This is a genomic window from Variovorax sp. GW821-FHT09A10 (assembly GCF_059418385.1).
Genome location: NZ_JBWKPT010000009.1, coordinates 71,989 through 97,716, shown reverse-complemented (window position 1 = coordinate 97,716; position 25,728 = coordinate 71,989). Strand labels below are relative to the sequence as shown.

The following is a 25,728-nucleotide window of genomic DNA, read 5'->3' as shown; positions in this document are numbered from 1 at the left end:
GGATCGACATCGCTCTTGCAGGAGTAAGAGAAACAAACACGTCGGGCACACGGTCACTGCTCCTTGCCCATGACGAGATCCGGGAGCATCGTCACGATGCCGGGGAACAGCGTGATCAGCGCGATGCACAGCACGAGGCAGAAGAAGAACGGAATGGCCGCCTTGGCGATCACGTTGCTGTCCTTGCCCGTCATGTTCTGCAACACGAACAGGTTGAAGCCCACGGGCGGCGTGACCTCGGCGATCTCGACCAGCAGCACGATGAAGATGCCGAACCAGACCAGGTCGAAGCCCGCCTTCTGGATCATCGGCAGCACCACCGCGCTGGTCAGCACGATCATCGAGATGCCGTCCAGCGCCGTGCCCAGCACCAGGTACACCACCACCAGCGCGCCGATCAGCGCATAGGGCGACAGCTGCATGCTGTCGACCCACTCGGCCAGCTCGCGCGGGATGCCGGTGAAGGCCATGGTCTTGGTGAGGAATGCGGCGCCGGCCAGGATGAACATGATCATGCAGCTGGTGCGCGTGGCGCCCATGATCCCGTCCTTGAAGTTCTTCCAGGTCAGGCTCTTGCCGTAGGCGGCGATGGCCAATGAGCCCAGCACCCCGAAGGCCGCGCACTCAGTGGCCGTGGCCCAGCCGGCCACCAGCACCCAGACGATGAACACGATCAGCAGCGCGCAGGGAATGAGGTTGCCCGACAGCCGGATCTTCTGCATGAAGGTGGTGGGCGGGTCGGCCGGCGGCACCTTGTCGGGATGGCGCAGGCTCCACCATGCGATGTAGCCCGAGAACAGCAGCATCAGCAAGAAACCTGGAAGGAAGCCGGCCAGGAAGATGCGGATGATGGAAGCGTCGGCCGCCACGGCGTACACCACCATGGTGATCGACGGCGGGATCAGGATGCCCAGCGTGCCGGCGGTGGCCAGCGAGCCGATGGCCAGCTTCTCGTCGTAGCCGCGGCGCTTGAGCTCGGGCAGCGCCACCTTGGCGATGGTGGCGCAGGTGGCGGCCGACGAACCCGAGACCGAGCCGAACACGCCGCAGCCGAGGATGGTGGTGTGCATGAGCCGGCCGGGCACGCGGTTGAGCCACGGGCGCAGGCCTTCGAACATCTCCTCGCTGAGCTTGGTTCTGAAGAGAATTTCTCCCATCCAGATGAACAGCGGCAACGCCGCCAGCTCCCAGCTCGCATTGCTTTCCCAGAAGGCCGAGAACAGGTTCTTGCCGGGCAGCGTATTCGTGAAGAAGGCCTGGCCGACCCAGCCGACGATGGCCAGGGTCATGGCGATCCAGACGCCGCCGGCGAGCAGGAGAAGCATGATGGCGAGCAAGAGCGCGCCCATGAGCAGTGTTTCGAGCATGGCGTGCGTTCAGACGTCGGAGGAAAAATCGCCGGCTGCGTGCCGCTCTTCGATGGCGCGCTGGTAGCTGGGCTTTTCGCCGCGCACCACGCCCACCAGCTCATCGAGCATGGCGATCAAGAGCAGCCAACAGCCGATCACGAAGGCGGACTGCGGAATCCAGATCGGAATGACCACCAACCCTGTGGCCATCTCCGCGAACTCGTAGCTTTCGTACGTGAAGCTGGTGGCCCAGTAGGTCAGGTAAGCCACCGACACCGCCGCGATCAGCAGGCACATCACGTCCAGCACACGCCGCACCTTCAGCGGCACCGCGTCCAGCAGCAGCGTCACGCGAACGAAGTCACCATGCCGGAACGCATGCGCCATCGCAAAGAAGGCCGCAGCGGCGCACAGCCAGGAGACGATGTCGTTGAGCCCGCTCACGTGCCAGTTCATCTGTCGGCCCACGCCCGCCACGATCATCAGCACGAAGATCAGGAAGACGCAGAACGCACCCAGGGCGCCTGCACCGTCATACAGGCGGTCGAGGAAGCGGCGCACGGCTTACTTCTTCTTGTAGCTGTCGACGATGGCCGCGCCGTCCGCACCCGCAGCCTTGAGCCAGTCGGCCTGCATGATGCCGCCGACCTGGCGCATGTCGGTGTCCAACTTGGGCGAGGGCTTGTGCACCTTCATGCCGCGCTCGGCGAGCAGGCGCTTGTACTCGTCGTTCTTCTCCTGCGCCACCTTCCAGCCGCGCACCTCGGCGTCGGCTGCGGCCTTGGTCACCGCTGCCTTGGTGGTCGCATCGAGCGCATCGAAGGCCTTGGCGTTCACGAGGATCGCGTTCTTCGGAATCCACGCCTGCGTGTCGTAGAAGTTCTTGATGTGCTCGAAGGTCTTGGTGTCGTAGCCGGTGGAGCCCGAGCTCATGTAGCTCTCGATCACGCCGGTGGCCATCGCCGCACTCAGTTCGGCCTGCTGGATCTGCACGGGCTGCGCGCCGATGAGTTCGGCGATCTTGGCCGTGGCCGGGCTGTAGGCGCGCCACTTGATGCCGCGCAGGTCGGCCACCGAGCCGATCTCCTTCTTCGTGTAGATGCCTTGAGGCGCCCATGGCACCACGAACAGCACCTTGATGCCTTGCGCGGCGAGCAGCTTGTCCATCGCGGGCTTGGACGCGTCGTAGAGCTTGCGGGCCTCGGGATAGGTCGTCGCCAGGAAGGGCACGCCGTCCAGCGCGTAGATCGGGTTTTCGTTGGCGTAGTTGGCCAGCAGGATCTCGCCGGCCTGGGCCTGGCCGCTTTGCACGGCGCGCTTGATCTCGGGCGCCTTGAACAGCGACGCGTTGGCGTGCACCGTGATCTTCAGCTTGCCGCCGGTGGCCGCGTCCACGTCTTTGGCGAACTGCGTGATGTTCTCGGTGTGGTAGTTGGTCGCGGGGTAGGCGGTGGGCAGGTCCCACTTGGTCTGGGCCACCGCGAGCGTTGCGGCGCATGACAGCGCGGCGGCGATGAAAGACGTTCTGAGCATGGGAGGAATCCCTTCCAACGGAATGAAGCTGCCAAGTGACGCGACACGGCGATGGGCCTTGTCGATGTGCAATCCTCGAATCCGAACCGGATTTGATCGAAAAATTGTTGAACAATTATTCTTCGATCGAAGGGCAATACAACCTGTTGAATACCCCGAACCGTGAAGGTATGGGAGTACACGGGACGTACAGGAAAGTACATCTCGGAGACTGGCCCGTGCGATAGGGCCTGGTCGATCGGAGGCGAGAAACTGGCCTATCCGGCCAGCAGCCCCTCGAACTTCAAAGCCAGAAAATCCACAAACGCCCGAACCCGAGCCGGCACAAAGCGCCCACTGGGCAACAGCGCATGCAAGGGATAAGGCTCGGTGTCCCAATCCGGCAGCAACCGCACAAGACGACCTTCCCGAATGTCGTTACGCACATCCAGCGCAGACTTCAGCGAAATCCCATACCCCGCCACAGTCCACTCCCGCGCCAGCGAAGCATCATCCACACTCCGATCCCCATTCACCCGCACCTCCGTCCACTGCCCCAACTGCGCAAACCGCCACACCCGGTGCCTTCGCCCACTCCGGTTGAACGTCAGACAGTTGTGCTGCAGCAGATCCTGCGGAACCCGAGGCAAGGGATGCCGACGCAGATAGTCCGGTGAAGCCGTCAGCACCGGGTTCGTCAGCGCAAACGCCCGCGCCACCAACCGCGAATCGGCCAGCGCCCCGTAGCGCAGCGCGACGTCCACCTCGTCGCGCATCACGTCCAGCGGCCGGTCCCCGACGGAGAGCGACAACTGCACCCCCGGATGCAGCGCCAGGAACTCGTCGAACCAGGGCAGCAAGGTGCTGCGCGTGAGGTCCGACGGCGAGGCCACCCGCAAGGTGCCGACGAGTTCGCCGCGATCCGCAGTGACCAGCGACTCCCCTTCGTCCAACAGTTCAAAAGCACGCACCGCATAGTCAAGCAGCGTCTGCCCCTGCGGCGTCAGCCGCATCGCCCGCGTCGAGCGCTCGAACAGCCGCGCCCCCAACTGCGCCTCCAGCCGCTTCAACGTCGCACTGGCCGCGGCGGGCGTGATCCCCAGCGCATGCCCCGCCGCCGTCAACGTGCCGCCACGCGCCGTCTGCACGAGCACCTGCAGGTCCGATATATTTTCAATCTTCATTTGAAAGTGTTGGTGATTCAGGCCACCTTATCAAACAGCCGTTGTCATCCTACAGTCCAGCCATCGTTCAATAAAGAAGGTCTCTCCCCATGAAAGCCGTCGGCTACCACCAGCCCCTCCCCATCGACCACCCCGAATCGCTGCAGGACATCGAGCTCCCCGCTCCGGTGCCCGGCGCGCGCGACCTGCTGGTGCGCGTGAAGGCCGTGTCGGTCAACCCGGTCGACACCAAGGTCCGCAAGAACGCCGCCCCCGAGGCCGGCCAGGCCAAGGTGCTGGGCTGGGACGCAGTCGGCATCGTCGAAGCCATCGGCAGCGGCGTGCAAAACTTCAAGGTCGGCGACCGCGTCTACTACGCTGGCTCGATCATTCGCCCCGGCGCCAATTCGGAGCTGCACGCGGTCGACGAGCGCATCGCCGCCCTCGCCCCGAAGAGCCTCGACGACGCGCAAGCCGCCGCCTTGCCGCTGACCACCATCACCGCCTACGAGCTGCTCTTCGACCGCCTCCAGGTGCCCAAGGACGGCGGCGAAGGCCAGACGCTGCTGATCACCGGCGGCGCGGGCGGCGTGGGCTCCATCCTCATCCAGCTCGCACGCCAGCTCACGAAGCTGCGCGTGGTCGCCACCGCCTCGCGCGCCGAAACGCGCGCCTGGTGCCTGGCACTGGGCGCGCACGTCGTCATCGACCACTCGAAGCCGCTCGCCGCCGAACTGAAAGCCGCTGGTATCGATGAAGTCGACATGGTCGCCAGCCTCACGCAGACCGACCAGCACTACGCGCAGCTCATCGAAAGCCTCAAGCCCCAGGGCCAGCTCGCGGTGATCGACGACATGAAGGTGCTCGACGCGATGCCGCTGAAGACCAAGTGCATCTCGCTGCACTGGGAAATGATGTTCACGCGCTCGCGCTTCACCACGCCCGACATCGCCGAGCAAGGCAAGCTGCTGGCCGAGGTGGCCGCGCTGGTCGACGCGGGCCGCATCCGCACCACGGCGAATGCGAGCTTCGGCACCATCAACGCCGCGAACCTGCGCAAGGCGCATGCGCTCATCGAGAGCGGCAAGGCGCAGGGCAAGGTGGTGCTGGCCGGGTTCTGATTTGCGCACAATCGGTCGCATGACCGACGAAAGCACACCCACCCCGCCCCACCTCATCGAATTCGAGACCCCGCGCCTGCGGGTGCGCCAATGGCGCGAGAGCGATCTCGCGCCATTTTTCGCGCTGGCCTGCGACCCGCAGGTGATGGAGTTCCTGCTGCCCTTGCCCACGCGCGCCGAGAGCAACGCCGCGGCCCACCGTACCCAGGCGCTCATCGCGCAGAAGGGCTGGGGCTTCTGGGCCGTCGAGCGCAAGGACACGCGCGAGTTCATCGGCTTCACGGGCCTGAACGTGCCGCTGGCCACGCTGCCTTTCTCGCCCTGCGTGGAGATCGGCTGGCGCCTGTCGCGCGCCAGCTGGGGCCAGGGCTTCGCGACCGAGGCGGCGCGCGGCGCGCTGCAGGTCGGCTTCGAACGGCTCGGGCTCGACGAGATCGTGGCGTTCACCGCCAACGGCAACCTGCGCTCGGCCGCCGTGATGGCGCGCCTGGGCATGCACGAGGACGTGGCCGGTGCCTTCGAGCATCCGGCAGTGCCCGAAGGCGATGCGCTGCGCGGCCACCGGCTGTTTCGCATCGACCGCGCGGCATGGCAGGCCGCGCAGCGCGCCTCAGAATGAATGCAGCAGCAGGGCGGCGCCCGACACGATCGCGAAGACCTGCACGAAGATGCGCAGCACGCGGCCGTTGATGCGCCGATGCACCACGCGGCTGAGCACCGCGCCCACGACGAGCGCGGGCAACAGCAGGGCCGCGGCATAGAGCTGTGAGCCGTCGATGCGCCCCGCCGCCATCAGCGTGGCCAGCGACACCAGCTCGCCGACCAGGAAGCACAGCGCGATGGTCGAGCGCATGGTGGGCGCCGGCTGGTGCTGGTAGACCAGCGCCAGCGGCGGCCCGCCGATGCCGGTCGCGGTTTCGGTGACGCCGGTCACGAGCCCCGCCGCCACGAACGCGGTGCGGCCCGGCGAGAAGGCCGGCATCATCAACGTGACCAGGGCCGCCGCGATGGTCGAGGCGCCAACGAACAGCGACAGGTGGCTCGCGCTCAGCGCCGCCAGCACCCACAGGCCGCCGACGGTGCCGAGCAGGCGCCCGCCGGTGATCCAGCTGGCACCGGTGCGGTCGATGGCACCGCGCTCGCGCCACATCACGTAGAAGTTCAGCGGCAGCATCAGCACCAGCACGCACACGGGCAGCAGGTCGGGGCGCACGATGCCGATCACCGGCGCGGCGATGAGCGCAAAGCCGACGCCGGTCGCGCCCTGCACGAAGGCGGCGAACAGCACGGCGAGCGAGACGAGGACAAGGTGTTGCGCGCTCACTGCGAGTGCCGCTCCGAGGCCAGGCGGCGGTGCGCGGCAGCCGGGGGATGCAGGCGCACGATGGGCGCGCGGTCCATGGCCGCGTGGGCGACGCGCGCCAGCTGCCGCTGCAGCGCGCGCGCATCCCAGTCGGGCGGCCAGCCTTCCCACAGGCGCAGGCGTCCGTCGACGAACACGGCCACGATCTGGTCGCGGTTGCCCAGGCGCACGAGGTCCCACGTGAGGTCGACCGAGGTGCACATCTCGGGCGTGTCGACATCGACGATGAGGAAGTCGGCCGCCTTGCCCACGGCGATCTCGCCCGTGAGGTGGCCCAGGCCCACGGCGCGCGCGCCTTCGTGCGTGGCGTGGTCGAACCAGGTCCAGCCACCGCCGCTGGAGGCGTCGCCGATGGCCATGCCGAAGGCCAGCTTCTGCGCGGCCTCGGCGGCGTCCATCAGGCGGAAGGCGTCGCTGCGCGTGGCGTCGGTGCCCAGGCCGAAGCGGATGCCCAGCGCGGCCATCAGGTTCGCGGGCGCCACGGCATTGCCCTTCCACTGGCTGGCGACCGGGTTGTAGCTCACGGCGGTGTCGGTGTCGCGCAGCACCATGAGTTCCGAGGGCGTGACCAGCGTGCCGTGCGCGATGAGCACCTGCGGGCCGAGCGCGCCCAGGTGCGCCAGCAGCTCCAGCGGCCGCCTGCCGCGCTGCACGACCGAGCGCTCGACCGAGGCCAGGTGCTCGTTGACGTGCGTCTGGAACACGGTGCGCGCCTCGGCGCACAGGGCCGACACGGCGACCAGCATCTCGTCGGACGCCGCTTCGGGCACCGAGATGGCGAGCGAGGGATGCACCAGCGGCGCGTCCAACCACTGCCGCAGGAACTGCGCGGCATGCGACCGGATGGCCTGCCGGTCGGCGGCGCTGCTGTCGTTGCCGCCGTCGTTGCAGATCAGGCCCAGCACGCAGCGCAGCCCAGCCTCCTGCACGGCGGCGGCCACGGCGCCGATGTCGCCCGGCGCGCGCGTGCCCGCGTCGCACACGGTGGTGAAGCCGCCGCGCAGCGATTCGAGCGCCGCGAGCTTGGAGGCCATGTAGACGAACTCGTCGTCCAGGCTCGACTCGAGCGGCACCCACACGCGCCGGAAGATTTCCGACGGCTCGCCGTAGGCCAGCGACTTGCCGAAGGACTGCGTGAGGTGGTGGTGCGCGTCGATCATGCCCGGCATCAGCAGCTTGCCGGGCAGGTGCAGCGGCGTGAGCTGCGGGTGGCGGGCGATGAGCGCGTCGGCGGGGCCGACCTCGCAAAAGCGCCCGCCTTCGATCCGCACGGCATGGCCGGTGGCGGGGCCGTCGCGCAGCATCAGGTGGTCGGGAACGAGCAGCAGCTCGTCGGCCGCGAAGTGCGCGGCATCGAGTTCAGGAGACATGGTCAAAGGAGAGAACGGGAAAAGAATTGGAGAGGCGCTCATTGCGGCGCCGGTGCGATGGCCGGGCTGTCGGCCTGCACGCGGTTGAACACCAGGTTGAGCACCACCGCCGTGAGCGAGCCCATGGCCAGGCCGTTGCCCAGCACCAGTTGCAGCGTGTCGGGGAAGCGGCTGTACAGGCCCGGCACGACGATGGGCAGCAGGCCCATGGTCAGCGCGCCGGCCAGCACGAACATGTTGCCGCGCTCGTGCAGGTCGACCTTGCGCAGCATGTCGATGCCCATGGTGCCGATGATCGCGAACACCACCATCGCGGTGCCGCCGACCACGGCCGACGGAATGGCGCTGGCCAGCCGGCCCAGCGGCGCCGACAGCGCGATGAGGATCAGGATCACGCCGGCCGCGGCCGTCACGTAGCGCGAGCGCACGTTGGTGGCGCGCACGATGCCGATGTTCTCGCCACTGGTGATGATCATCGAGGTGCCGAAGAAGCCGCCCGCCAGCGACACCAGCGCGTCGCCGCGGATGGTGCGCGGCACCACGTCGCGCGCATCGATCTTGCGGCCCACCACCTCGGCCACCGCCACGGTCTGCCCCGTGGCCTCGACCATCGAGATGATGCTGAAGATCAAGAGCGGCACGGCCGCCACCAGGTCGAAGCGCGGCATGCCGAAGGGCAGCAGCGTCGGCGCGCTCCAGAAGGGGCCGGCCGCCACGCTGCTGAAGTCCATCAGCCCGCAGGCCGCGGCCAGCACCGTGCCGGCCAGCAGGCCCAGCAGCACCGCGAGCTGGCCGAGCGTGCCCTTGAACACGCGCGCGAACAGCACCGTGAAGCCGATGGTCGCGAGCGCCAGCCCGATGTTCACCGGGTCGGCAAAGGTGGACGTGCCGGCCTTGCCCGCGATGATGCCGCCGTACACCTTCACGAGGTTGATCGACACCAGCAGCAGCAAGGTGCCGATGACGATCTTCGGAAAGTAGCGCAGGCAGCGCGCGAACACCGGCAGCACCAGGAAGTAGAAGAGCGCCGTGAGGATCACCGCGCCCGAGGCCGTCTGCAGGTCGCGCTGCTGGGCGATGGTCACGAACATCACGATCGGCGCGCCGCCCGGCACCATCACGAAGGGCAGGCGCGCGCCGAACTTCCACGGCCCGAACGACTGCAACAAGGTGCCCACGCCGCACAGCAGGAAGGTGGCGCTGATCAGGTTGACCGTGAGCGCGGACTCCAGCCCCAGCGCCTTGGCCACGAGGAACACCGAGGTGATCGGCACGGCCGCCATCACCAGCACGTGCTGCAGGCCGAACAGCAGCAGTTGCGACAGGGGCAGCACCGCATCGACCGGGGCGATGGCGGAAGGCGCGCCGACAGGCACGACAGGGGGCACAGCAGAGGCATCGGGCACACGGGACATCATGGAATCCTTGAACCGGGACCGCGCCCAAATCGATTTGGGCGCACTGGCAAAAAAAGCCGCCGAAGCGGGTGAAGTACATTCCGTGGCATGGCGCCCCAAAACGATTTGGGAATTGAATCACCGCTTTTCGAAAAGGTCAACGGGATGAGCACCAATCCATCGCCGCGGGCAAACATCAAGGACGTGGCACGCGAAGCGGGCGTGTCGCCGACCACCGTGTCGCACGCGCTCAACGCCCGGGGCCAGGTCGACGCCGAAACGCGCGCGCGCGTCGAGCAGGCGGCGCTGAAGCTGGGCTACCGGCCCAACCGCAATGCGCAGCGGCTGCGCACGGGCGAGGCGCACATGATCGTGCTGCTGTCGTCGATGCCCTTCGCGGTGGCCGGCGGCCCGTCGCGCCTGGGTTTCCTGATGGAGGTGGCGGCGGTGGCGGCGGCGGCGGCGCTGGACCGCCGCCTGGCGCTGGTGCTGGCGCCGCCGATGGAAACCGGGCGGGTGCCCATGGAACTGCTCGACGTGGACGGCGCGCTGGTCATCGAGCCTTCGGCCGGCGACCCCAACCTGGCGTACCTGCTGCGGCGCGGCCTGCCGGTGGTGGCCATCGGCAAGCCGGCCGAGGAAGCGGCCGACGGGCCGGCGATGCCGCCCTATGTCGACATCCACTCGGGCCAGACCACGCGCCTGCTGCTCGAGCACCTGCACGACCAGGGCGCGCGCAAGGTCGCGATGATCCTCGGCTCGGCCGCGCGCAATTCCTATGTGGAAGGCCAGGCGGCCTACCAGGCCTTCGCCGCCGCGCGCGGACAGGGGCCGCTGCTGTCGCTGGTCGACGAGGCCGAGGGCGAGAACGGCGGGCGGCAGGCCGCGCTGGCGCTGCTGGCGGCACACCCCGACATCGACGCCTTCTGCGTGCCGGTCGACGCGTTCGCCTCCGGCGCGGTGACGGCCGTGCGCGAATCGGGCCGGCGCATTCCCGAGGACGTGATGGTCGCCACGCGCTACGACGGCCTGCGCGCGCGCACCTGCGTGCCGCCGCTCACGGCCGTCGACCTGCACCTGGACGAGGTGGCGCAGCAGGCGATTGCGCTGCTGTTCGACCACCTGCGCGGCGACACCAGCCGGCGCCGCGTCGACGGGCCGGCGGCGCAGCTGGTGCCGCGCCTGTCGTCGGCACGCCGGGGCTGACCGCGCCTCAGTTGGGCTTGCTGCGCGACACGCGCCACACCGCGTTGCCCACGTCGTCCGCCACCAGCAGCGCGCCGTTCTTGTCGAGCGCCACGCCGACCGGCCGGCCATGCGCCTTTTCATCGGCGCTCAAAAAGCCCGTGAGGACGTCGACCGGCGGCCCGCTCGGCTTGCCGCCGATGAAGGGCACGAACACCACCTTGTAGCCCGACTTGGGCTTGCGGTTCCACGAGCCGTGCTCGCCGATGAAGGCGCCGTTCGCGAACTCGGGCGGCATGCCGCGCGCGTGCGAGAACACCAGCCCCAGCGGCGCGACGTGCGCGCCCAGCGCGTAGTCGGGCGCCAGCGCCTTGGCCACGCGCTCGGGCTGTTGCGGCGTGACGCGCGCATCGACCACGCCGCCCCAGTAGCTCCAGGGCCAGCCGTAGAAGGCGCCCTCTTTCACCGAGGTGAGGTAGTCGGGCACGAGGTCGCTGCCGATCTCGTCGCGCTCGTTCACCACGGTCCACAGCACGTTCGTCTCGGGCTCCCAGCCCAGGCCGTTGGGGTTGCGCAGGCCGCTGGCGAACAGGCGCTTCTCGCCGCTCTTCGCATCGACCTCCCAGATCGCGGCGCGGCCCTCTTCGGCCGCCATGCCGTTCTCGCCGATGTTGCTGTTGGAGCCGACCGTGACGTACAGCTTGCTGCCGTCGGCGCTGGCGATGACGTTCTTGGTCCAGTGGTGGTTGATGCCCGCGGGCAGCGCCGTCACCACGGTGGGCGTGGCGCTGACCGAGGTCTGGCCCTCGGTGTAGGGCACCTTCACGAGCGCGTCGGCGTTGGCGATGAAGAGCTCGTTGCCGACCAGCGCCATGCCGTAGGGCGATGTCAGGTTCGCCAGGAACACCTGCTTCACCTCGGCCAGGCCGTCGCCGTCGGCGTCGCGCAGCAAGGTGATGCGGTTGGCGCTGGGCACGCCCGCGCCCGCGCGGCCCATGACCTTGCCCATGACCCAGTTGCGCACCGCGGCGACCGGGCCGCTGGCGCCACTGCCTTCTGGCTTGGGCGGCTTGTTGCTCTCGGCCACCAGCACGTCGCCGTTGGGCAGGGTGTAGACCCAGCGCGGGTGGTCCAGCCCGCGCGCCAGCGCCGTCACGCGCAGGCCTTCTGCGGGCGTGGGCGCGGCGGTGTCGGTCCAGCCGACGGCGGGCGCCACGTTGACAGTGGGGATCAGCGTCTTGTTCGGATCGGCCAGTTGCGGCCGCGGGCCGGTCGTGAGTTCGGGCGCGAGCTTGGCGGCCTCGCCGCAGCCGGCGACGAGCAGCACGGCGGCCACGGCCGCGGCAGACAGGGCGAGGCGGACGGGAAGGTGCGGCGATGCGTTCATGCGGATTCCTTGCGCGGCAGGCGGCCGCAGACCGCCGGATCATGCGCAATCGCACGGCGCGGGCGTGTCGGTCGTGGGCGCTTTCCGGCGTGCGCGCACCTCCTTCGCGCATCGTCGCTACCATCGCCGCATGACCGACGACCTGTTCCGCGCCGACGCCTACCTGCGCACCTGTGAAGCCCGCATCCTGCGCCTCGACGACACCGGCATCGTGCTGGACCGCACCGTGTTCTATCCGCTGGGCGGCGGGCAGGCCGGCGACGCCGGCGTGCTGGTGCTCGCCGACGGCCGCGAGATCGCCATCGCCGACACCCGCAAGGCCAAGGACGCCGAAGGCCAGCCGACCGCCGAATTCGTCCACGTGCCCGCGCCCGACCAGGCCGAACTGCTGGCCGCGCTGGCGCCCGGCGACACCGTCACCGCCCGCCTCGACTGGGAGCGCCGCCACCGGCTGATGCGCTTTCACACCGCCAGCCACCTGCTGTGCCACCTCGTGCCGGTGCCGGTGAACGGCTGCTCGATCACGCCCGAGTACGCGCGCATCGACTTCCACATCACCGACCCGCTCGACAAGGAGACGCTCACCGCGGGCCTCGCGAAGCTGGTCGAGGCCGCCCACCCGCTGACCGTGGGCGCCATCACCGACGCCGAGCTCGACGCCAACCCCGCGCTGGTCAAGAGCATGAGCGTGCAGCCGCCGCGCGGCACGGGCACGGTGCGCACCATCCGCATCGGCGGCACGGGCGAAGACGGCGGCGCGCCGTCGATCGACTTCCAGCCCTGCGGCGGCACGCACGTGGCCAACACGGCGGAAATCGGCGCCATGGTCGTCACCAAGATCGAGAAGAAGAGCGCGACCACCCGGCGCGTGGTCCTGGGCTGGCCCGCGGCCACCGCCGTCTGAGCCCCCGGAAAGACCCGGCCCCCAGGAACTTCGCCCCGCCCTCTGGCTCCGACTGACCGGCATGACCTTTTCGCGCATCTCTTTCGCTACTTTTCTGATAGCTACCGCCGCAGCCTGCATGCCGGTTGCGGCCCAGCTGGCCCCGAAGACCGGGGCCGTGGTCACCACCCCCCACGTGCGCGCCGAACTGGTCGCCCATGCGCCCGAGGGCGTGGCGCCCGGCGCGCCGGTCTGGGTCGGGCTGCAGATCACCCACCAGCCCGAGTGGCACACCTACTGGAAGAACGCCGGCGACTCGGGCCTTCCGACCGAATTGAAGTGGACGCTGCCCGCCGGCGTCTCGACCGGCGAGATCGCCTGGCCGGTGCCCAAGAAGATCCCGGTCGGCACGCTGGCCAACTACGGCTACGAGAACACCGTGCTGCTGCCGGTGCCGCTCGAGGTTTCGACGCTCTACAAGCCCGACGTGGCGCTCACCGGCGGCTCGCCGGCCATGGACATCAAGCTGCAGGCCTCCTGGCTGGTCTGCCGCAAGGAATGCATTCCCGAAGAGGGCGAGTTCACGCTCTCGCTGCCCACGCGCGGCTCGACCGCGCTGAACAAGGCGGCCTTCGACACCGCGCAGGCCGCGCAGCCGCAGCCGCTGGGCGCGCCTGGCACCATCGCCGTCGAGGGCCAGCAGCTGAAGGTGCGCCTCGAAGGCCTGCCCGCCGCCGTGCGCGGCAAGACGCTCGAGTTCTTCCCCGAAACGCCCGAGGTGATCCGCACCGCGGCCGTCTCCGGCAAGGACTGGACGCAGGCCTGGGACGGCGCGACCTGGACCGCCACCGTGCCGCTGGCCGACCAGCGCAGCGAAAGCCCCACCGCCATGCCCGTGGTGGTGGCGCTGGCCGAGGCCGACCGCCAGGCCGGCCAGCCCGTGGCCTGGCGCGCCGAGGCGCCGGTGTCGGGCACCTGGCCCGCCGCCACCGCCGCACCGCGCGCCGCCGAGGTGTCGCCCGCGCTGCAGGCGGCGCTGGCCGCCAACGCGGCCCAGGCGGCGGCCCCCGCTGCCGCTGCGCAGGCTCAGCCCGCCGGCACCTTCATGGTCGCCCTGCTCGGCGCGCTGCTCGGCGGCCTGCTGCTCAACCTCATGCCCTGCGTGTTCCCGATCCTCGCGATCAAGGTGCTGGGCTTCGCGCGCCAGGCCGGCAACGCCAGCGCGCACCGCAAGGCGGGCCTGGCCTACACGGGCGGCGTGATGCTGTCGTTCCTCGCGCTGGGCGGCGCCATGCTGGCGCTGCGCGCGGCCGGCGCGCAGCTCGGCTGGGGCTTCCAGCTGCAGTCGCCCGCCGTGGTGGCGGCGCTGGCGGCGCTCTTCACCCTGCTCGGGCTGAACCTGGCCGGCGTGTTCGAGTTCGGCCGCGCCGCGCCGCAATCGGTGTGCAGCGCGCAGGCCAAGCATCCGCTGGCCAACGACTTCCTTTCCGGCGTGCTCGCCGTGGTGATCGCCTCGCCCTGCACCGCGCCGTTCATGGGCGCCTCGCTGGGCTTTGCCATCGGCCTGCCGGCGGCCCAGGCGCTGCTGCTGTTCGCCGCGCTGGGCCTGGGCCTGGCGCTGCCCTACCTGGTGGCGGGCTTCGTGCCGGCCGTGGCGCGCCTGCTGCCCAAGCCGGGCCCGTGGATGCACACGCTGCGCCGCCTGCTCGCCTTCCCGATGTTCGCGACCGTGGCCTGGCTGGTCTGGGTGCTGGGCCAGCAAAGCGGCATCGACGGCGCGGGCACGCTGCTCGCTTTGCTGGTGTGCCTGGCCGCCGTGGTCTGGGCGCTCACGCTGACCGGACGCACGCGCGTCGTCATCGCCACCCTGATGATCGCCTTCACCGCCGTGCTGGCCGGCACCATCGGCCGCAACATCGTGCAGGTGCCCGAGCCGACGGCCAAGCTGGCCTCGGCAGCACCGAACGACGGCGAGCGCTGGCAGCCGTGGTCGGCCCAGCGCGTGAGCGACATGGCGGCCGCGGGCCGGCCCGTGTTCATCGACTTCACCGCCGCCTGGTGCGTGACCTGCCAGTACAACAAGAAGAGCACGCTGGCCGACGCCGAGGTGCTCGCCGACTTCGACACGAAGCAGGTCGCCATGCTGCGCGCCGACTGGACCCGTCGCGACCCCGCCATCACCGCCGCGCTCACCGCGCTGGGCCGCAGCGGCGTGCCGGTGTACGTCTTGCAGGCACCGGGCAAGGCGCCGGTGGTGCTGACCGAAATCCTCAGCAAAGACGAGGTGCGCGCCGCGTTGGCAGCGCTTTGAGCGCCGATGCGGTGAATTGAAACGAGATGACAACGCCGCTGTCATGGGTTGTCACACGCACTTGAAGAAACCGTTCTAAGCTGCAGTTGTTGTTTGGAATTTTGTTTTTTGGAGTTCAAGCTGGCCATGACGCTCTCGCCCACTGTCGACTCACGCTCCCTTCGCGCCGCGCGCCAGGCGCGCGCCGCCCTCAGCCGCGCTTCCCGCCGCGCCGTCGTGGCCGCCGCCGTCGCGCTGGGCGCCACCTTCCTCATGGGCACCAATGCTTTTGCCGCGCCCGCCGTGGGCCAGCAGGCGCCCGATTTCGTCGCCGTCGACACCAGCGGCGCCAAGCACAAGCTGTCTGACTTCGCGGGCAAGTTCGTGGTGCTCGAATGGACCAACCCCGGCTGCCCCTTCGTGCGCAAGCACTACGGCAGCGGCAACATGCCGGCCACGCAGAAGGCGGCCACCGACAAGGGCGTGGTCTGGCTCGCGATCAACTCCACCGAACGCGCCGCCAGCGACTACCTGAAGGCCGACGCACTCGACGCCTGGATGAAGTCGCAGAAGGCCGCGCCCACCGCCGTGCTGATGGACGAAGACGGCGTGATCGGCCAGGTCTACGGCGCGCGCACCACGCCCCACATCTTCATCATCGACCCCAAGGGCACGCTGGTGTATGCCGGCGGCATCGACAGCATCGCCTCGGCGCGCGTGGACGACATCAAGACTGCCACCAACTACGTGACCCAGGCACTGGGGGAAGTGACCGGCGGAAAACCGGTGTCGATGGCGAGCACGCGGCCGTACGGGTGCTCGATCAAGTACAAGAGTTGAGCGTGCCGCACGCGCGCCGCCCGCTGCGCGGCGCGCCGCATTGACAGCTACCTGACTCCCATCGTCAGGTGCAGGTCGGGAACCCCGACCTACCCTTGGGCCCACAACACCGCCCCAGGGGACACACCATGACTTCCGCGCCTGCCAACGCGCATTCCTCCTCGAAATTCGCCACCGTCCTGCGCGTGACCGGCGGCAACTTCATGGAGATGTTCGACTTCTTCCTGTTCGGCTTCTACGCCACGCAGATCTCGAAGGCCTTCTTCCCTGCGGGCAACGAGTTCGCGTCGCTGATGCTGACCTTCATGACCTTCGGCGCGGGCTTCCTGATGCGACCGCTGGGCGCCATCTTTCTCGGCGCGTACGTCGACCGCGTGGGCCGCCGCCAGGGGCTGATCGTCACCCTCGCGCTGATGGCCGTCGGCACGCTGCTCATCGCCTGCGTGCCGAGCTACGCGACCATCGGCGTGATCGCGCCGCTGCTGGTGCTGGTCGGACGGCTGCTGCAGGGCTTCTCGGCCGGCGTGGAACTGGGCGGCGTGTCGGTGTACCTGTCGGAGATGGCCACGCCGGGCCGCAAGGGCTTCTACGTGAGCTGGCAGTCGGCCAGCCAGCAGGTGGCCATCGTCGTCGCCGCCGCGCTCGGCTACTGGCTCAACGTGACCTTCACGCCCCAGGAGATCGGCGACTTCTACTGGCGCATTCCCTTCTTCGTCGGCTGCCTGATCGTGCCGGTGCTGTTCATCATCCGCCGCTCGCTGCAGGAGACCGAGGAGTTCATGGCGCGCAAGCACCGCCCCGACGCGCGCGAGATCTTCCGCTCGATGGTGGCCAACTGGGGCCTCGTGGTCGCCGGGATGATGCTGGTGTCGATGACCACCGTGTCGTTCTACCTGATCACCGTCTACACGCCCACCTTCGGCAAGGCCGTGCTGCACCTGAGCACGACCGACGCGCTCATCGTCACGCTGTGCGTGGCCATTTCCAACTTCATCTGGCTGCCGATCATGGGCTCGCTGTCGGACCGCGTGGGGCGCAAGCCGCTGCTCGTGCTGTTCACCGTGCTGACCATCCTCACGGCCTACCCGTCGCTCAAGTGGCTGGTCGCTGCGCCGAGCTTCGCGCGCATGCTCGAGGTGGAGCTGTGGCTGTCGTTCCTGTACGCCAGCTACAACGGCGCGATGGTGGTGGCGCTCACCGAGGTGATGCCGGTCAGCGTGCGCACCGCGGGCTTCTCGCTGGCCTACAGCCTCGCCACGGCACTGTTCGGCGGCTTCACGCCGGCGATTGCCACGGGGCTGATCGAGATGACCGGCGACAAGGGCGCGCCCGGCCTGTGGATGACGGCCGCCGCGGCCTGCGGGCTGATCGCGACGCTCGTGCTGTACCGGCGCAATGTCGACCCGGCCGACGCGGGCCGCGTGCCCGTCGTCTGAGAAGGTGTGAACCGCGGGCATTGACCCAGCGCGCACCGGCCGTTGACCGGGAGCGCACCGCCCCTGCCGCTCCGGGTGGAAGTACCGATGATGGCGCGCGCCGACCTGCCTATCCTGCACCAGCGCTTCCGGCGCCCCCAGGGAACCACGGCATGAACGCACACCACTTCAGCACCCGGCTCGAACACCCGGCCGACCGGCAGGCCTGCTGGGGCCGCATCAACGAGTCGTACTTCGGCGCGCTGCGCGTGCAGTGCCTCGACCCCGGCCCGTTCGACGCGCGCATGGACGCCTACGAACTCGGGCCGCTGGGCATGTTCATGATCGAGGCGCCTTCGCACCGCGTGGCGCGGCCCGACACGCACCGCGAGATCGCGCTCGACGAGCACTACAAGCTGGTGCTGCAGCTGGAAGGCCACGGCCACATCTCGCAGCGCGACCGCGAGTTCCACCTGCACCCGGGCGACTGGAGCCTGTACGACCCGCGCGTGCCCTACGCCATCACCAACCCCGAGCGCTCGCGCCTGCTGGCCATCACGATCCCGCGCCAGCAGTTCAAGGGCATGAAGATGCCCGACCTGCACACCTGCGAAGCCCACACGCCGGCCATGCAGGGGCTGTACGCGGTGCTCGGCTCCTTCCTCACCTCGCTGGCCGACCAGCTGCCCTCGCTGCCCAACGCCGTCGGCCGCTCGGTCAGCGACACCGTGCTGGGCCTGCTGGCCTCCACGCTCGCCACGCATGCCGACGAGCAGTTCGGCGCGCAGCCGCTGCCCGGCGTGCTGAAGGCGCGCGTGAAGCAGTTCGTGCACGCGCACCTGGCCGACCCGGCCCTGTCGCTGGACCTCATCGCGCAACAGCTGCGCTGCTCCAAGCGCTACCTGCACCGCGTGTTCGAGGACGAAGACCAGACGCTCGACCGCTTCATCTGGCAGATGCGCCTGGAGCGCTGCAGCGAAGCGCTGCGCCAGGCCGCGGGCGGGCGCACCTCGGTGTCGGAGATCGCCTTCGCCTGGGGCTTCAACAGCAGCGCGCATTTCTGCCGCGTGTTCAAGGCGCAGTACGGCGTGTCGCCGCGCGAGTTCCAGCGGCGCGAGGCGCAGCGGGCGGCGTCGCCGGCGCTGACGCACTGAGCAGGTCCAAGACGTCTTCACGAACGCCGCGCCGGGGGCGCCGCCACGCCCCCTCACCCGCGCCTACCGCGCACCCAGCACACTGAGCGCCGCGAGGCTCATGGCTTTCACGCCCGTGGTGATCGAAGGCTCGGGAACCGGCGCGAAGTACGGCGAGTGATTGAACACCAGCGGCTTGCCGCCAGGCCTGCGCGACTCGGCGACCTCCTTCGGGTCGAGCACACCGACCAGGAAGAACATCGAGGGCACGCCCTCGTTGCCGTACTCGGCAAAGTCCTCGCTGGTCGTCAGCGGTCGCGTGCGTTCGACCTTGCCCGCGCCGAGGCCGGCCTGCAGTGCCGCCTCGACGCGCAGGACCAGGGCTTCGTCGTTGACCACGCCGGCGCCGGCGTCGGGGAACTTCACCTCCGGCTCCGGCGCGCCGGCCGCGGCGGCCGACGCGAGCGCGACGCGGCGCACGCCCTCCAGCAACTGCGCCCGCACCGCGGGATCGTACGAACGAATGGTGCCCCGCACGAGGGCCGCGTCGGGGATGATGTTGCCCGAGGTCCCCGCCTGCAAGGCGCCGATCGTGACCACGCCGAACGCCATCGGGTCTTTCTCCCGGCTCACCACGGCCTGCACGTCCACGATGAAACGCGCGGCGATCATGACCGGGTCGAGCGCCTTGTGGGGCGCCGAACCGTGGCCGCCACGGCCCTTGAAGACGATCTCGAGCGAGTTGGCCGCCGAGGTCATCGGGCCCACGCTGTAGCTGACCGTTCCGTAGGGACGCGGATCGGTGTGCAGCGCCAGCACCGTGTCGGGCTTCGGAAAGCGCTTGAACAGGCCGTCCGCCAGCATGGCCTTGGCGCCCGCGCCGATTTCCTCGGCCGGCTGGGCCACGAACATCAGCGTGCCCTGCCATTGGCCCTTCATCGCCACCAGCGCGCGCGCCGTGCCCACCCAGCTCGCCATGTGCACGTCGTGGCCGCAGCTGTGCGCAACGAACGTCTCACGGCCCTGCCAGATTGCCTGGGTCTTGCTGGCATAGGGCAGGCCCGTTTTCTCCTCCATGGGAAGGCCATCGAGGTCGGTGCGGACCATGACCGTCGGTCCTGCACCATTGCGGTACAGCGCGACCAAACCGGTCTTTCCAACGCCTTCCTTCACCTCGAAGCCAAGGGCCCGCATCTCGGCGGCCAGACGCGCCGCCGTGCGGACTTCGGCAAAACTCAGTTCCGGGTGCGCATGCAAGTCCTTGTACAGCGCATCCAGTTGCGGATACATCTGCGCCACCAGGGTGTCCAGCGATGCGGCAAGCGTTCCTCCGGAAGAGGCCTGCTCGCCGTCACTCACGAGGCCGCGCTTCGCGGGCGGCATCGCCTGGCGACCCCCGATGTCGGCGCCGACGTCCACCGCCAGAAGAGAAGCGGCTGCCGCCAGCGACAGAGCCCACGCATTTCGCTTGAAATCAGACATGTCAGGATTCCTGGTGGGTTGGTGTTGAAACAGGAGATGGCGCATCCCGTCAGTTCGCGAACTGCTTCGACATTTCCGGGCGTCGCCACCGTGCACACCGGTAGGCGGCCCACACGGTTCCCACCCAGATCGGCATCGCAAGCGCCGAGGCACGAATCGCCGGTGTCAGAAGCATCACGGCGACGACCAGCACGAGGAACCCGAGGCACAACCCGTTGCTCACGGGGCTGCCCGGTGCCGGAAAACCCGTGGCGATGCCCCGCGCGCGCATCCTTCGCCGGAACTTCAGGTGCGTCAGCACGATGACGAACCAGGTCAGCACCAGGCACGCCACGGCCAGCGAGATCAGCAGCTCGACGGCCCCGTTCGGCATGACGTAGTTCAGCACCACGCACGAGCCCGTGAAGAACGCCGGCAGCAGGATGGCGGCCGAAGGCACGCCGCGCCGGCTGACCTTCGCCAGCCCCTTCGGCGCATGCCCCCGCTGTGCCATGCCGTACAGCAGCCGGCTGTTGCCGTACACCATGCCGTTGTAGACCGACAGCGCCGCCGTCAGGATGATGAAGTTCAGGGCATCGGCCGTGAAGCGGTTGCCCAGCGCGGAAAAGATCCTGACGAAGGGGCTGCTGCCGTAGGTGTCACCGCCCGCCTGCAACGACGCCAGCAACTGGGTCCAGGGCGCCAGGCTCAGCAGCACCAGCATCGAGCCGATGTAGAAGATCAGCACCCGCAAGATGACCTGGTTGATGGCCTTCGGAATCGTCCACCCCGGCTCGGCCGCCTCCGCGGCGGTGAAGCCCAGCATCTCCAGGCCGCCGAACGAAAAGAGGATCAGGGCCATCGCCATCACCAGGCCGTGCACGCCGTTCGCAAAGAACCCGCCGTGGCGCCACAGGTTGCCGACGCCGGCCTGCGGCCCGCCGTCCCCGGAGATCAGCAGGTAGCCCCCCAGCGCGATCATGCCGACCACTGCCGCGACCTTGACCATGGCGAACCAGAACTCCGTCTCGCCGTAGACCCGCACGCTGACGAAGTTCATGGCGTTGATGAGAACGAAGCAGACCGCGGCCGTGACCCAGGTCGGAACCCCGGGCCACCAGAACTGCACGAACTTTCCCGCCGCCGTCAGCTCCAGCATGCCGACGAGCACGTACATCACGACGCAGTTCCAGCCCGCGAAGAAGCCAGCGAAATCGCCCCAGTGCTCGCTCGCGAAATGGCTGAACGACGACGACGTCGGCGTCTCGACCAGCATCTCGCCGAGAAAACGCATGATCATGAAGGCCACGATGCCGCCGATGCCGTAGCCGAGGATCATCGAGGGGCCGGCCAGCTCGAGCACGCCCGCCGAACCCAGGAAGAGGCCCGTGCCGATCGTGCCGCCCAGAGCGATCATTTGGATGTGCCGGTTGCTCAGCCGGCGCTGCAGATGGCCCGCGGGGGACTCGTTGGCTTGCATGGATTTGTCTTCCTTTTTTCTTGTGGCCGATGGGCCTGGTTTTCTTGAGCGCGCGCGCCGGTGGCGCTTCAGGTCGGCTAGTAACTGCCGCCGAGCAGCGACCCGGCCCCGGGCGCATGCGTGCGCAGGCCCAGGCGCTTGAGCATCATGAAAGTCGTCGACACCGCCGACGACACCACCGGCAGTCCGGTCCGCTGCTCGATGAGATCGACCGATGCCAGCGACGGCATCTGCACGCAGGCCGATGCCACGATGGCATCCACACCCGCGGTCTTCAGGCGCTTCGTGATCTGCGCCGGGGCCAGGGGGTCCTGGCGCCCCACTTCCAGGTTGTCGGGAATCTCCAGCGAGATGCTGTCGACGACCTCGATGCCTTCGTGCTCGATGTAGTCGATCACCAGCTGCGTCAGCGGCTTCATGTACGGCGCCAGGATCGAGACCTTCTTCGCACCGATCGCATGCAGGCCGTCGACCAGCGCGCCCGCGCTGGTCACGACAGGCGCGGGCGCCGCGTTGTCCACGGTCCGCTGATGCAGCCGTTGCTCGGAGATGCGGTGATACCCCTTGCCCATGCTCATGATGGCCACCAGGCAGGCGTAGCCGAGCACGTCCACGCGTGCATCGGACAGCTCCAGCGCGCAGCGGTCGCTGTCGCCGTCCATCGCGGCCAGCTCTTCGCGCGTGACCTTCTTCATGCGCATGCGGCTCGCGTGGAAGCTGAAGCGCTCGGGCGCCACCGCTTCGCGCGCCCGCAGGATCGCGGGGATCTCGGTTTCCATGGTCGTGTTGGACGACGGCACGATCTGCCCGATGCGAAACACACGGCCTGGCGTCATGGCGCGCCCTCCCCGGCCTGGCCGGCGGCCAGCGCCATCGGGAACACCGCACCACCGCCATCGCCCGGGTCGGGAGCGTCCTCGTCGCGGAACCGCGCCGGTGCCCGTGCCCGGCGATCGACGCGCAGGTCGAAGATGTCGAAACGGTTGTAGTGCCCCGTGATGTCGTGCATCTGCCGCGGCTGGATGCAACGCGACAGGTCGATGTCGGCATAGACGATGCCTTCTTCGTCGATCAGCGGCTTGCCGATCACGCGGCCGTCGGGCCCCAGGATGCCCGAGAAGGCGCTGCTGCGCCGCGACAGCAACGCGCGCGACGCCGGATGCGTGGCGGCCATGGCCTCGACGATGTCTTCGGAGACCGTCGAGCACGAGACCACGGTGAACACCTTGCCTTCGAAGGAATGCGCAGCGGCCCGAAGGCGGATGGCCTCGGCCATGTCGTAGTCCGGCGGCGCGACCGGCAGCGAGATGTAGCTGGCCACGTGCACGAGCTCGCCCTGGGCGAGCAGGCTGAACCGGGCCAGCGTGTTGGTGTTCTCGCCGCAGGCCAGCGACCCCAGCGGACCCACCGCGGTCTGGTGCACGCGCAGCGACGAGGCATCGCCGTTCGCCCAGGTGAGCTTCTCGGCCCAGGTCGGCACCAGCTTGCGGTGGCGGCCCAGCAAGGCGCCATCGGGGCCGATCGTCAGCAAGGTGTTGTAGAGGGTGCCGACGCCGGTCGGGCTGCGCTCGTTGACGCCGATCACGACATGAACGCCGTGGCTGCGCGCGGCCTGCTGCAGGCGCTGCACCTGCGGCCCGGGCACCTCGATGGCCGAGCGGCACAGCCGTTCGAACCACGGGCTGCCCTCGATCGGGTTCATGACCCAGTTCCAGTACGGATAGCCGGCCACGAAGACTTCGGGAAAGGCGATGAGGGTGGCCCCGTGCGACGCGGCTTCGGCGATGAGCGCGCAGGCCTTGTCGAGGGTCGCATCGGTATCGAGGTACACCGGCGCGGCCTGCACGGCCGCGGCCTTGAACGTGGGCAGATCAAGCATGTGTCTGTTTCCTGTGGTTCGGGATTGCAATGAAAGGAAGAAAAAGAAAAAGTGCGCCGATGCGGCGGACCGTCAGTGCGCGGCATCGACCGTCGCGCCCACGACCCGCCCGGGATTGAGAAGCCCCAGGGGGTCGAGCGACTGCTTGAGCCGCCGCATCAGGTCGATCTCCTGCGCCGTTCGCGTGACGGACAGCCACGGCCGCTTCGCCATGCCGATGCCGTGTTCGGCGGACACCGCGCCGCGGCAGCGCGCCAGCGGTTCGTAGACGAGTGCTTCGACGATCCGCTGGATTCCGGGTTCGTGCGAAGCGGGTGCCACGGAGACATGCAGGTTGCCGTCCCCGATGTGCCCGAAGACCCAGCAGCGTCCACCCGCCCAGCGGCGCCGCACCTCGGCCTGCAGCTGACGGACGTAGGCATCCATCTCCACGATGGGCAGCGACACGTCGAAATGAAAGGCCGGGGAGAAAGCGTGCAGCGCCTCGACGCTGTCGCGGATGCGCCAGAACGCATCGCGGTGTTCGACGCTCTGGGCCATGGCGGCATCGACCGCCCAGCCTGCCGCCATGGCGGCCTCCAGTGCATCGGCGAAGCGCGCGGCGTCCGATTCGCCCGCAGACCCTTCGCACTCGACCAGCACACAGAGCGCAGGCTCGCGCGCGAAGGGCGAGCGCCCCTTTGCCGGCGAGGTCGTGGCCAGGTGGAAGTAGTCTTGCCACATCACCTCGAAAGCCGCCAGCTCCCCGGCCAGATGGCGTCCCATGTGCTGGAGCAGGCGCTGCACGCTGTCGAAGTCGTCGCACGCGACCAGGGCCGTGCATTGGCGGGTCGGCATTTCGTGCAGACGCAGCACGGCGCGCGTGACGACGCCCAGTGTTCCTTCGCTGCCGATGAACAACTGCTTGAGGTCATAGCCGGTGTTGTTCTTCAGCATGGCGTTCATCGACGAGATCACCGTGCCGTCGGCCAGCACCGCCTCGAGCCCGAGCACCGACGCACGCGTCATGCCGTAGCGGATGACGCGGTTGCCTCCGGCGTTGGTGGCGATGCTCCCGCCGACGGTCGCGCTGCCGCGCGCGCCGAAGTCGACTCCGTAGCACAGGCCTTCTTCTTGCACGGCTTCCTGCAGCGCCTGCAGCACCACGCCCGCCTGCACGGTGACGGTGCGCCCGACGGCATCGATCCCTTCGATGCGGTTCATGCGTTCGGTCGAGAGCACCAGCTCGCCCGGCCCGGCCTCGCAACCGCGGACCAGCCCGGTGCGCCCGCCCTGGGCGACGACGGGTTGCCGCGCGTCCTTGCACAGGGCCAGCACGGCCGAGACTTCCTGCGTGCTGCGAGGGCGGACGATGGCCAGGGCCGAGACATCGACGCCCGTCAGCACACCGGCCTCGCCCGTCACCGCGCGCAGCGCTTGCAGCAGCGCGCCCGGCGCCGCCTGCGATCCTGATGCGCCTGTCGTCATTGCGGAACGTAGCCGGCGTTGCGAACCATCACCGACCACGACCGGGTCGTCGCGGCCATGCGCTGCGCCAGCTCGGCCGGCGTGCTGGCGCTGGGAACGATGCCCAGCTTGTTGAGCTTGTCGGCAAAGCTCGCGGAATCGACGATGCGCGCGATGGCCGCGTTGTAGCGCTGCACCAGTTCGCGCGGCGTGCCCGCCGGCGCGAACATGGCGGTGAAGATCACCTCCTCGTAGCCCTCGATGCCCAGCTCGGCATAGGTCGGCACCTCCGGCAGCAGGGGAAGCCGCTTCGTGCCGTTGACGGCGACGATCCGTATCTTTCCGGTCTTCGCGTGCTGCAGCATGGTCCCGACCGAGCCGATGCCGCCGGACAGTTGCGCGCCGACCAGGTCCAGCGCGATGGGACTGTCGCCCCGGTAAGGCACCGACTGCAAAGGGGCGCCCAGGGCCCGGCCGACGAGGCCCACCGCGAAGTCGGGCGCGCTGGCCTGTGCCGGCACACCGACATTGCCCTGGCCCGGGTGCGCCTTCGCCCACTGGGCGTATTCGCGCAGGCCGGCATTCGCAACGTCCACCGCCGTGGTGCTGATGGCGAAGACGTCGGGGTTGATCGCGACCAGCCCCACCGGCGCGAAGTCCTTGACCGGGTCGAAGCCCGGCTTGCGCATGGTCAGCGGAATCATCGACACGGTGTTGCTGTTGGCCAGGTAGAGCGTGGCCCCGTCCGCCGCGGCAGCCTTCAGCGCCAGCGCCGCCACCTGCCCGCCGGCCCCCGCACGGTTCTCCACGATCACGTTGCGCCCCAGTTCGCGCTGCATTCCCTCCGCCAGGACGCGGGCGATGGCGTCGGTGCTGCCGCCGGCGGCATAGCCGACCAGCATTCGGATCGGCCCCTCCTCCGCAGCCGACGGCTGCGCCGTGCACGCGCTGCCGATCAGCAGCACCGCGTGGAGGAAACCGAGAACGATCTGCCTGGATCTCATGATGAAGACTCCTTCGAAGGGGATGAAGCGTGGAAAAGAAGAAAGAGGAA

22 protein-coding genes are annotated in these 25,728 nt (G+C 68.9%); 8 read left to right on the top strand and 14 right to left on the bottom strand.

The features are described from left to right. Positions 1–53: 53 nt before the first annotated feature. The 4 genes from AC07Q9_RS26250 to AC07Q9_RS26235 form a co-directional block, all read right to left on the bottom strand. The gene (locus AC07Q9_RS26250) at positions 54–1,367 is read right to left on the bottom strand and encodes a TRAP transporter large permease (protein ID WP_495312319.1); all 1,314 of its coding nucleotides are present in this window, start codon (positions 1,365–1,367) and stop codon (positions 54–56) included. A gap of 9 nt (positions 1,368–1,376) precedes the next feature. Further along, positions 1,377–1,910, bottom strand: coding sequence for a TRAP transporter small permease (locus AC07Q9_RS26245; RefSeq protein ID WP_095747225.1), 534 nt, complete (start codon positions 1,908–1,910; stop codon positions 1,377–1,379). A 3-nt stretch (positions 1,911–1,913) separates the two neighbouring features. Further along, positions 1,914–2,882 carry a TRAP transporter substrate-binding protein gene (locus AC07Q9_RS26240; protein ID WP_495312318.1) on the bottom strand — a complete coding sequence of 323 codons (969 nt, stop codon included), beginning with the start codon at positions 2,880–2,882 and terminating at the stop codon, positions 1,914–1,916. A 257-nt stretch (positions 2,883–3,139) separates the two neighbouring features. Beyond that, positions 3,140–4,045 carry a LysR family transcriptional regulator gene (locus tag AC07Q9_RS26235; RefSeq protein ID WP_495312317.1) on the bottom strand — a complete coding sequence of 302 codons (906 nt, stop codon included), beginning with the start codon at positions 4,043–4,045 and terminating at the stop codon, positions 3,140–3,142. Between the two features lie 89 nt (positions 4,046–4,134). On the opposite strand from AC07Q9_RS26235, the gene AC07Q9_RS26230 reads away from it, so the two are divergent. Both AC07Q9_RS26230 and AC07Q9_RS26225 read left to right on the top strand, forming a co-directional pair. Then, on the top strand, positions 4,135–5,145 hold the full coding sequence (locus AC07Q9_RS26230) for a zinc-binding alcohol dehydrogenase family protein (RefSeq protein ID WP_495312316.1): 1,011 nt from the start codon (positions 4,135–4,137) through the stop codon (positions 5,143–5,145). 19 nt (positions 5,146–5,164) lie between these two features. After that, positions 5,165–5,764: a GNAT family N-acetyltransferase gene (locus AC07Q9_RS26225; protein WP_495312315.1), complete on the top strand. Its 600-nt coding sequence runs from the start codon at positions 5,165–5,167 to the stop codon at positions 5,762–5,764. Here the strand turns inward: AC07Q9_RS26225 and AC07Q9_RS26220 are convergent. The 3 genes from AC07Q9_RS26220 to AC07Q9_RS26210 are packed head-to-tail and all read right to left on the bottom strand — an operon-like array spanning position 5,756 to position 9,293. Beyond that, positions 5,756–6,469 carry a sulfite exporter TauE/SafE family protein gene (locus AC07Q9_RS26220; protein ID WP_062480617.1) on the bottom strand — a complete coding sequence of 238 codons (714 nt, stop codon included), beginning with the start codon at positions 6,467–6,469 and terminating at the stop codon, positions 5,756–5,758. The two genes, AC07Q9_RS26225 and AC07Q9_RS26220, sit on opposite strands and share 9 nt — an antisense overlap. Continuing rightward, complete coding sequence (locus AC07Q9_RS26215; protein ID WP_495312314.1) at positions 6,466–7,878, bottom strand: amidohydrolase family protein; 1,413 nt, start codon at positions 7,876–7,878, stop codon at positions 6,466–6,468. Before AC07Q9_RS26215 ends, AC07Q9_RS26220 begins: the two co-directional genes overlap by 4 nt. A gap of 38 nt (positions 7,879–7,916) precedes the next feature. Beyond that, positions 7,917–9,293: a uracil-xanthine permease family protein gene (locus AC07Q9_RS26210; protein ID WP_495312313.1), complete on the bottom strand. Its 1,377-nt coding sequence runs from the start codon at positions 9,291–9,293 to the stop codon at positions 7,917–7,919. Between the two features lie 147 nt (positions 9,294–9,440). On the opposite strand from AC07Q9_RS26210, the gene AC07Q9_RS26205 reads away from it, so the two are divergent. Continuing rightward, positions 9,441–10,481, top strand: coding sequence for a LacI family DNA-binding transcriptional regulator (locus AC07Q9_RS26205; protein WP_495312312.1), 1,041 nt, complete (start codon positions 9,441–9,443; stop codon positions 10,479–10,481). Between the two features lie 7 nt (positions 10,482–10,488). On the opposite strand, the gene AC07Q9_RS26200 is transcribed toward AC07Q9_RS26205, so the two are convergent. Next, on the bottom strand, positions 10,489–11,847 hold the full coding sequence (locus AC07Q9_RS26200) for a PQQ-dependent sugar dehydrogenase (protein WP_495312311.1): 1,359 nt from the start codon (positions 11,845–11,847) through the stop codon (positions 10,489–10,491). Positions 11,848–11,977: 130 nt separating this feature from the next. On the opposite strand from AC07Q9_RS26200, the gene AC07Q9_RS26195 reads away from it, so the two are divergent. The 5 genes from AC07Q9_RS26195 to AC07Q9_RS26175 all read left to right on the top strand — a co-directional run bounded on the left by AC07Q9_RS26195 (position 11,978) and on the right by AC07Q9_RS26175 (position 18,429). Further along, complete coding sequence (locus AC07Q9_RS26195; RefSeq protein WP_495312310.1) at positions 11,978–12,751, top strand: alanyl-tRNA editing protein; 774 nt, start codon at positions 11,978–11,980, stop codon at positions 12,749–12,751. Positions 12,752–12,812: 61 nt separating this feature from the next. Further along, the gene (locus tag AC07Q9_RS26190; protein WP_495312309.1) at positions 12,813–15,041 is read left to right on the top strand and encodes a protein-disulfide reductase DsbD family protein; all 2,229 of its coding nucleotides are present in this window, start codon (positions 12,813–12,815) and stop codon (positions 15,039–15,041) included. 126 nt (positions 15,042–15,167) lie between these two features. After that, complete coding sequence (locus AC07Q9_RS26185) at positions 15,168–15,860, top strand: redoxin domain-containing protein (protein ID WP_495312308.1); 693 nt, start codon at positions 15,168–15,170, stop codon at positions 15,858–15,860. A gap of 128 nt (positions 15,861–15,988) precedes the next feature. Next, positions 15,989–17,296, top strand: coding sequence for an MFS transporter (locus tag AC07Q9_RS26180; RefSeq protein ID WP_495312307.1), 1,308 nt, complete (start codon positions 15,989–15,991; stop codon positions 17,294–17,296). Between the two features lie 152 nt (positions 17,297–17,448). Continuing rightward, complete coding sequence (locus tag AC07Q9_RS26175) at positions 17,449–18,429, top strand: AraC-like ligand-binding domain-containing protein (protein ID WP_492678977.1); 981 nt, start codon at positions 17,449–17,451, stop codon at positions 18,427–18,429. A 63-nt stretch (positions 18,430–18,492) separates the two neighbouring features. Here AC07Q9_RS26175 and AC07Q9_RS26170 read toward each other — a convergent pair whose 3' ends face one another. The 6 genes from AC07Q9_RS26170 to AC07Q9_RS26145 form a co-directional block, all read right to left on the bottom strand. Further along, positions 18,493–19,791: an amidohydrolase gene (locus AC07Q9_RS26170; protein ID WP_495312398.1), complete on the bottom strand. Its 1,299-nt coding sequence runs from the start codon at positions 19,789–19,791 to the stop codon at positions 18,493–18,495. A gap of 148 nt (positions 19,792–19,939) precedes the next feature. Beyond that, positions 19,940–21,349, bottom strand: a complete 1,410-nt coding sequence (locus AC07Q9_RS26165) for an amino acid permease (protein WP_495312306.1) — start codon at positions 21,347–21,349, stop codon at positions 19,940–19,942. Between the two features lie 77 nt (positions 21,350–21,426). After that, positions 21,427–22,185, bottom strand: coding sequence for a maleate cis-trans isomerase family protein (locus AC07Q9_RS26160; RefSeq protein ID WP_495312305.1), 759 nt, complete (start codon positions 22,183–22,185; stop codon positions 21,427–21,429). Then, a complete protein-coding gene (locus tag AC07Q9_RS26155) occupies positions 22,182–23,228 on the bottom strand; it encodes a carbon-nitrogen hydrolase family protein (protein WP_495312304.1) in 1,047 nt (348 codons plus the stop codon). The genes AC07Q9_RS26160 and AC07Q9_RS26155 overlap by 4 nt, the downstream gene beginning before the upstream one ends. Positions 23,229–23,300: 72 nt before the next feature. Then, positions 23,301–24,695: an FAD-binding oxidoreductase gene (locus tag AC07Q9_RS26150; protein WP_495312303.1), complete on the bottom strand. Its 1,395-nt coding sequence runs from the start codon at positions 24,693–24,695 to the stop codon at positions 23,301–23,303. Then, positions 24,692–25,678 carry a tripartite tricarboxylate transporter substrate-binding protein gene (locus tag AC07Q9_RS26145; protein WP_495312302.1) on the bottom strand — a complete coding sequence of 329 codons (987 nt, stop codon included), beginning with the start codon at positions 25,676–25,678 and terminating at the stop codon, positions 24,692–24,694. Before AC07Q9_RS26145 ends, AC07Q9_RS26150 begins: the two co-directional genes overlap by 4 nt. Between the last annotated feature and the right edge of the window lie 50 nt (positions 25,679–25,728).

Bases quoted from the DNA above. Each gene is read 5' to 3' on its own strand.
- AC07Q9_RS26180 (WP_495312307.1), top strand. From the start codon at position 15,989: ATGACTTCCGCGCCTGCCAACGCGCATTCCTCCTCGAAATTCGCCACC.
- AC07Q9_RS26155 (WP_495312304.1), bottom strand. From the start codon at position 23,228: ATGCTTGATCTGCCCACGTTCAAGGCCGCGGCCGTGCAGGCCGCGCCG.
- AC07Q9_RS26165 (WP_495312306.1), bottom strand. From the start codon at position 21,349: ATGCAAGCCAACGAGTCCCCCGCGGGCCATCTGCAGCGCCGGCTGAGC.
- AC07Q9_RS26250 (WP_495312319.1), bottom strand. From the start codon at position 1,367: ATGCTCGAAACACTGCTCATGGGCGCGCTCTTGCTCGCCATCATGCTT.
- AC07Q9_RS26215 (WP_495312314.1), bottom strand. From the start codon at position 7,878: ATGTCTCCTGAACTCGATGCCGCGCACTTCGCGGCCGACGAGCTGCTG.
- AC07Q9_RS26175 (WP_492678977.1), top strand. From the start codon at position 17,449: ATGAACGCACACCACTTCAGCACCCGGCTCGAACACCCGGCCGACCGG.
- AC07Q9_RS26190 (WP_495312309.1), top strand. From the start codon at position 12,813: ATGACCTTTTCGCGCATCTCTTTCGCTACTTTTCTGATAGCTACCGCC.
- AC07Q9_RS26185 (WP_495312308.1), top strand. From the start codon at position 15,168: ATGACGCTCTCGCCCACTGTCGACTCACGCTCCCTTCGCGCCGCGCGC.
- AC07Q9_RS26235 (WP_495312317.1), bottom strand. From the start codon at position 4,045: ATGAAGATTGAAAATATATCGGACCTGCAGGTGCTCGTGCAGACGGCG.
- AC07Q9_RS26225 (WP_495312315.1), top strand. From the start codon at position 5,165: ATGACCGACGAAAGCACACCCACCCCGCCCCACCTCATCGAATTCGAG.
- AC07Q9_RS26170 (WP_495312398.1), bottom strand. From the start codon at position 19,791: ATGCCGCCCGCGAAGCGCGGCCTCGTGAGTGACGGCGAGCAGGCCTCT.
- AC07Q9_RS26195 (WP_495312310.1), top strand. From the start codon at position 11,978: ATGACCGACGACCTGTTCCGCGCCGACGCCTACCTGCGCACCTGTGAA.
- AC07Q9_RS26150 (WP_495312303.1), bottom strand. From the start codon at position 24,695: ATGACGACAGGCGCATCAGGATCGCAGGCGGCGCCGGGCGCGCTGCTG.
- AC07Q9_RS26200 (WP_495312311.1), bottom strand. From the start codon at position 11,847: ATGAACGCATCGCCGCACCTTCCCGTCCGCCTCGCCCTGTCTGCCGCG.
- AC07Q9_RS26205 (WP_495312312.1), top strand. From the start codon at position 9,441: ATGAGCACCAATCCATCGCCGCGGGCAAACATCAAGGACGTGGCACGC.
- AC07Q9_RS26160 (WP_495312305.1), bottom strand. From the start codon at position 22,185: ATGACGCCAGGCCGTGTGTTTCGCATCGGGCAGATCGTGCCGTCGTCC.
- AC07Q9_RS26240 (WP_495312318.1), bottom strand. From the start codon at position 2,882: ATGCTCAGAACGTCTTTCATCGCCGCCGCGCTGTCATGCGCCGCAACG.
- AC07Q9_RS26230 (WP_495312316.1), top strand. From the start codon at position 4,135: ATGAAAGCCGTCGGCTACCACCAGCCCCTCCCCATCGACCACCCCGAA.
- AC07Q9_RS26145 (WP_495312302.1), bottom strand. From the start codon at position 25,678: ATGAGATCCAGGCAGATCGTTCTCGGTTTCCTCCACGCGGTGCTGCTG.
- AC07Q9_RS26210 (WP_495312313.1), bottom strand. From the start codon at position 9,293: ATGTCCCGTGTGCCCGATGCCTCTGCTGTGCCCCCTGTCGTGCCTGTC.